Source organism: Herbaspirillum sp. B65 (genome assembly GCF_000333555.1).
Classification (GTDB): Bacteria; Pseudomonadota; Gammaproteobacteria; order Burkholderiales; family Burkholderiaceae_D; genus Herbaspirillum; species Herbaspirillum rubrisubalbicans.
Genome location: NZ_BADI01000707.1, coordinates 1 through 6,269, shown reverse-complemented (window position 1 = coordinate 6,269; position 6,269 = coordinate 1). Strand labels below are relative to the sequence as shown.

Here is a 6,269-nt window from a genome sequence, read left to right as displayed (position 1 = left end):
CGAGGCGCGTCCCATCGTGGTGCCAGGTGGTGGGCCAGGTACCGGCGAAGTTGTCGGCACCGGCACCCCAGGCGGCCACGGTGTCAAAGCCGAAACCGGCGATCGGGAAGGGCAGGCCGAACTCGGCATATTGCTTGATGAAGTTGGTGATCTGGTTGCCCGCCAGATTGGAGATGACTAGGTCGGGTTTGGCCTGGCGGATCTTGAGCAGGTAGGGGCTGAAGTCGGTGGCGTCGGTGGGCACCAGCTCGTCATTGGCGATGGTGCCGCCATTGGCCACCACGAAGGTCTTGGCGGTACGCAAGAGGTCGTGGCCGAAGGCATAGTCGGCGGTGAGGGCATAGAGCTTCTTGCCCTTGATCAGGCCATTGTGCAGGAGCTGCTGGCCGCAGGCTTTCACGTAGGTGGAGTTGGCGGCCTCGATGTGGAACATGAACCTGTTGCAGCTCTTGCCGCGCAATTCGTCGGAGTTGCAGCCGGTGTTCATGAACAGCTTCTTGTTGCGCTGGGCCACCTGGGCGATGCCCAGCGCCGAGGCCGAGGAAATCTCGCCGATCAGCAGCGCGGCGCCATCCCGCTCGAGCAGGCGTTGCGCCTTGGTGGAGGCGGTGGGCGGATTGACCGAATCTTCCGAGAGCAGGGTCAACTGGCGGCCCAGCAGGCCGCCGGCCTTGTTCTGTTCTTCCACGGCCAGGTTGATGCTCATCACCGCGTATTCGCCCATGGGGCCGAGAAAGCCGGTACGTGGCGTGAGGTGGCCGATGATGATCTTGTCGGACTGGGCCCGGACGATGGCCGGGAAACCCAGCACGGCAGCACCGGCGGCGGCGCTGAGGAGGCGCCGACGGCGCGCTGAGCGCGGATGGGTTGGATCGGTCGGATCGGTGGGACTGGTGGTGATCTTGCCGGACGTGCGCGGGTCTTGCTGCATGGTGCGATTCTCCTCAATATCCGGCGGGGCCGGTGTCTCCTCGGGAACTGCTTTGTATGGTCGAGCAGGGTGGCGGGGCCACCTGTGGCAGCAGGCGTGCGGCACGGTCCGGGAAGGCGAAAAGGCGGCGTGGCAGGTGCCGCCCGCGGGTCCGCGCAAGGCGGGGCGGGGGCTGATGAAGCTAGTCTCCTGAGGGGCCGTCACTGCTACGCACCGGGCGGATATGCCCGGCGTCGCGCCGATCCGTTAATGTCTACTGAGGTCTGCTGATGTCATTTATTTGACATGTGATCAAATGTATTCGATAGAATCGAGGGCGTCAACTTGTCATTGCTGACGATAGGGCGCACCGTCATGCTGTGCTCCGATATAATCCGCAAAATTCTTCACACCTCGCCATGGACCCAACCCTCATCGCTGACCTTTCCACCGTGCGCAAGATCCAACATGCGACCTTGTCCGAGCGGGTGTATCAGGATCTATGCGAATTGATCCAGGCCGGCCAGGTGCGCCCCGGCCAGAAGCTGACCCTCAAGGGCTTGTCCGATGCCCTGGGCACCAGTCCCATGCCGGTGCGCGAAGCGGTGCGCCAGTTGGCCGCCGAAGGGGCATTGGAGATCCTGCCCAACCGCGCCATGCGGGTGCCTCTCATGACCAAGGGCAAGTTCCGCGAATTGCTGAAGATCAGATTGGCGCTGGAGGGCTTGGCCGCCGAACATGCCGCCCGCCATATCGATGCGGCCGCACTGGAGGAAGTGGCGCGTCTGCATGAAGACCTGTCGGTCGAGATGAAGCGCAAGAAACCCAATGTGGATCTGGTCATTCGCCTGAACAAGCAATTGCATTTCGCTGCCTACCAGGGTTCTGGAATGCCGACCCTGGTGGACCTGATCGCCGGGTTGTGGCTGCAGGTCGGGCCGGTGATCAATCTTGACCTGCGCGCCGGTTCCCGGCGCCTGGCCGAAGCGCCGGCGCTGGTCCATCACGCGCGTTTGCTGGAGGGGCTGCGCGAAGGTTCGCCAAAGAAGGCCCGCGCCGGACTGGAAGGCGACTTGTTGAGCGCGGCCGAGATGATCCTGGCCGGCGACGGCTTGCCCGAGTAAGGCAGCCGTCGTGGCCGCGGACGCGCTTCAGGGATGTTCATCCAGATCGTAGGTGGCCCGCAGCAGCGCCTGGCGGCGAGCCAGTTCCCGCTGTTGCAGCCGGCGCGGCGGCTTGCGCGGCCGCTCCCGCATACTCAAGCCGAAGGCCAGCAGGACTCCAGACAGCGGCAGCAGGGCCACGGCGGCGGCCAGCAGATCCATATCGACGCGCAACAAGAGATCGTGCAAGACGTCCGAGAAGATGCAGGCTAGCAGCGTCATGCCGATGGCCGCTCCCGTCAGCGGCAGGGCATCCAGGGTCTTGTCCAGCAGGCTCAACAGTGTGTGTTTCATGATCGGCTCCAAGGGCAGGCAAGGCATCAGGGGAAAAAGCGCTCGCGGGGCAGCGCCACCGCTTGCATCAAATATCGGAATGCCGTGCGACAACTTGTGGGTGCGGGCCGGTAAAGAAACGCAAGATTGGGTCAGCGTGCTCCTTGCAAAGCTGACGGCGGCCCGGCTTTGCGGGATGGCATGAATGGCCATTGGCGACCGGTGCGCAGTTGGTACAATGAGCGCTTTCCCTCATTTTCAGGTTTTATGGATATCCTTCTGTTCCTGGTCGATTTCATCGTCCACATCGACCGCCACCTGGCCGAGCTGGCCGTTTCCTACGGACCCTGGTTGTTCCTGATCCTGTTCCTGATCATCTTTTGTGAAACCGGCCTGGTGGTCACGCCCATCCTGCCGGGGGACTCGCTGCTGTTCGTCACCGGCGCACTGGCGGCTACCGGTGCCTACGACGTCCACCTGATGGTGTTGACCCTGATCGTGGCCGCCATCCTGGGCGACAGTACCAACTACCAGATCGGCAAGATGCTGGGCATCAAGGTCTTCGACAAGCCCAATTCCCGCGTCTTCAAGAAGCAATATCTGGAGAAGACCCATGCCTTCTTCGAAAAGCACGGCGGCAAGGCCATCATCATTGCCCGCTTCGCCCCCATCGTGCGCACCTTCGCACCGTTTGTCGCAGGCGTGGGCGCGATGACCTATCCGCGCTTCTTCGTCTACAACGTCATCGGCGGCATCGCCTGGGTGGCCAGCTTCTCCTACGCCGGCTACTTCTTCGGCAACCTGCCGGTGGTCAAGCAGAACCTGAGTCTGCTGATCGTGGCCATCGTGATCGTGTCGATCCTGCCGGGCATCATCGAGTACATCCGCCACAAGCGTCGTCCGGGCTGATCGTTTGTTTTCCCTGGGCAAAAGAAATGCCGCTCTGCATGACGCCGAGCGGCATTTTGTTGTTGACTGCCGGCGTTACGCTGGGCTGGCGCCGTAGTCCACCTCCGGTCGCAATGGCGTCTTGCTCGATGCGGCCCGCACATACTGCGGCGGCCAGGCCATCTCATGGCGCAATTGCTGGGCCGCGTGCATGGGCCAGTACGGGTCGCGCAGCAACTCGCGCGCCAGCAGCACCAGGTCGGCCTGGCCGGTGCGCAGCACATGCTCGGCCTGGATGGCATCGGTAATCATGCCCACCGTGCCGGTGGCAATGCCGGCCTGGGCCTTGACCTGCGCGGCAAAGCCGGTCTGGTAGCCAGGCCCCACGGGAATGGCGGCAGCCGGCAGGTTGCCGCCGGTGGACACATCCACCAGGTCCACCCCCAGTTCGCGCAGGCGGATCGACAGGGCCACCGTTTCTTCCGGTGTCCAGCCGCCCTCGGCCCAGTCAGTGGCCGACAGGCGCACCAACAGCGGCAGTTCGTCCGGCCACACGGCCCGGGTGGCGCGCACCGTTTCCAGCAGGAAGCGGATGCGGTTCTCGAAGCTGCCGCCATATTGGTCATCGCGCTTATTGCTCAAGGGCGAGAGGAACTGGTGGCCCAGGTAGCCATGCGCACCATGCAGTTCGATCACCTTGAAGCCGGCTGCCAGGGCGCGCTGGGCGGCCTTGGCAAAGGCTTGCACCAGGCCGGCGATGTCCTGCGGCGTCAAGGCGGTGGGTTGGGTATAGGTGGTGTCGAAGGCCAGCGCCGAGGGCGCCTGCGGCACCCAGCCACCGTCAGCCGGCGGCACGCTGGCCGCCGGGCCAACCCAGGGCCGCAGCACGCTGGCCTTGCGCCCGGCGTGGGCCAACTGGACGCCGGGCACCGCGCCTTGCTGTTCGATGAAGCGGGTGATGCGGCGCAGGGGTGCAATGTGCTCATCCTTCCAGATGCCCAGGTCGGCGCTGCTGATGCGACCTTCCGGCAGCACTGCCGTGGCTTCGGCGAGCACCAGTCCGGCGCCGCCCACGGCGCGGCTGCCCAGGTGCACCAGGTGCCAGTCGTTGGCCAATCCATCCGTGGCCGAGTATTGGCACATCGGCGAGACCGCGATGCGGTTGGGCAAGGTGAGGCCGCGTAGCGTCAGCGGCGAAAACAATTGACTGCTCATCCAAGAACTCCTGTCATGTCAGTGGCATCTCGTGATGCCGAGATGCGCAGTCTAGGGGATTTCCGGCCAGCGTGTCGGCGCTCACCCGGGTGAGCGCTTACTGGGTCTCGAACTGCAAGGCGGCCAGACCCGCATAGAGGCCATTGCGCGCCACCAGTTCGGCATGGGTACCGGTCTCGACGATGCGGCCATGCTCCAGCACGATGATGCGGTCAGCGCGCTGCACCGTGGCCAGGCGGTGCGCGATGACCAGCGTGGTGCGGCCGACCATGGCCGCTTCCAGCGCGCTTTGCACCAGCCGTTCGGATTCGGCATCCAGGGCGCTGGTGGCCTCGTCCAGCAACAGCAGCGGCGGATTCTTCAGCAGTGCGCGGGCAATGGCGATGCGCTGGCGCTGGCCACCGGACAGGCGCACCCCGCGTTCGCCGAGGAAGCATTGATAGCCGTTGGGCAGGCGTTCGATGAATTCATGGGCGGCGGCCATCTGGGCCGCGGCGATGACTTCCGCATCGCTGGCGCCGGGGCGGCCGAAGCGGATGTTTTCCATGGCATTGGCCGAGAAGATCACCGTGTCCTGCGGCACGATGCCGATCGCTGCGCGCAAGTCCTGCAAGGTCAGGTAGCGGATATCGACGCCATCGAGCCGGATGCTGCCCTGCTGCGGATCGTAGAAGCGCAGCAGCAACTGGAACAGGGTGGTCTTGCCGGCGCCCGAAGGGCCGACCACGGCCACCGTCTCGCCCGGCTGCACCGCCAGCGAGAAGCCCGACAGCGAGGCACTGCCGGGGCGCGAAGGATAGTGGAAGTCCAGCGCATCGATCTGCAAGGCGGCGCCATTGGCGGTGCGCGGCGGCAGTTTTTCCGGCAGCAGCACCGACTGTACCGGGGATTGCGCGGCCAGCAGGTCCAGCAGGCGTTCGGTGGCACCGGCGGCGCGCTGGGTGTCGCCCATCACTTCCGAGAGCGCGCCCAGGGAGCCAGCCACCAGCGACGCATAGAGGATGAACTGGCCGAGCTCGCCACCGCTCATGCTGCCTTCCATCACCGCGTGCGCGCCCAGCCACAGCACGAAGACGATGGCGCCGAACACCAGCAGGATCGCCACCACCGTCAGCAGCGAACGCGCGCGTATGCGTTCCATGGCGGTCTGGAAGGCGCGTTCCACCGACTGGGCGAAGCGGCGCGCTTCGATCTCTTCGTGGGTGAAGGCTTGCACGGTGGGCATGGCATTGAGGATTTCACCGGCCATGGCCGAGGCATCGGCGACGCGGTCCTGCGAGGCACGCGAGAGCTTGCGCACGCGGCGGCCATAGAACACGATGGGCAGCACCACTGCCGCCAGCATGACGATGATGATGGAGGTCAGCCTGGCGCTGGTGATGAAGAGCATCGTCATGCCCCCGGCAAAGAGCAGGGCATTGCGCAGGGCCATGGAGATGCTGGTGCCGACCAGGGTCTGGATCAGGGTGGTGTCGGTGGTCAGGCGCGAGAGCACTTCGCCGGTCTTGGTGGTTTCGAAGAACTCCGGGCTTTGCGTGACCACGTGCGCATAGACGGCGCTGCGCAGGTCGGCCGTGACGCGCTCGCCCAGCCAGGACACCATGTAGAAGCGCAGCGCCGTGGCCACCCCCAGCACGCAGGCTACGCCAAACAGCGCCAGGAAGTAGAGGTTGATATGGCTGGCGCTCTTGCTGCCGGCCGCGCCAAAGCCCAGGTCGATCATCTGCTTGAAGGCATACGGCACGGCCAGCGTGGCCGCGGCGGCCACGATCAGGGCCAGCCCGGCCAGCAGAAATTGCTGCTTGTAGGGCGAGAGGAAA

Annotated in this window: 6 protein-coding genes; 2 read left to right on the top strand and 4 right to left on the bottom strand. The window is 64.9% G+C overall.

What is annotated here, in order from left to right:
• The coding region (locus tag I5W_RS16730; RefSeq protein WP_083893563.1) for an ABC transporter substrate-binding protein at positions 1-931 on the bottom strand (931 nt) is incomplete at its 3' end.
• Between the two features lie 398 nt (positions 932-1,329).
• Here I5W_RS16730 and I5W_RS16725 point away from each other — a divergent pair.
• Complete coding sequence (locus I5W_RS16725; protein ID WP_017453973.1) at positions 1,330-2,034, top strand: GntR family transcriptional regulator; 705 nt, start codon at positions 1,330-1,332, stop codon at positions 2,032-2,034.
• Between the two features lie 27 nt (positions 2,035-2,061).
• On the opposite strand, the gene I5W_RS16720 is transcribed toward I5W_RS16725, so the two are convergent.
• The gene (locus I5W_RS16720; RefSeq protein WP_044530069.1) at positions 2,062-2,367 is read right to left on the bottom strand and encodes a hypothetical protein; all 306 of its coding nucleotides are present in this window, start codon (positions 2,365-2,367) and stop codon (positions 2,062-2,064) included.
• A gap of 246 nt (positions 2,368-2,613) precedes the next feature.
• Between I5W_RS16720 and I5W_RS16715 the strand changes: the two genes are divergently transcribed.
• On the top strand, positions 2,614-3,255 hold the full coding sequence (locus I5W_RS16715) for a DedA family protein (RefSeq protein WP_044530068.1): 642 nt from the start codon (positions 2,614-2,616) through the stop codon (positions 3,253-3,255).
• A 75-nt stretch (positions 3,256-3,330) separates the two neighbouring features.
• Here the strand turns inward: I5W_RS16715 and I5W_RS16710 are convergent, their stop codons facing one another.
• Both I5W_RS16710 and I5W_RS16705 read right to left on the bottom strand, forming a co-directional pair.
• Positions 3,331-4,449, bottom strand: coding sequence for an NADH:flavin oxidoreductase/NADH oxidase (locus I5W_RS16710; protein WP_044530067.1), 1,119 nt, complete (start codon positions 4,447-4,449; stop codon positions 3,331-3,333).
• A 97-nt stretch (positions 4,450-4,546) separates the two neighbouring features.
• On the bottom strand, positions 4,547-6,269 hold a 1,723-nt coding region (locus tag I5W_RS16705; protein WP_044530066.1), incomplete at its 5' end, for an ABC transporter transmembrane domain-containing protein.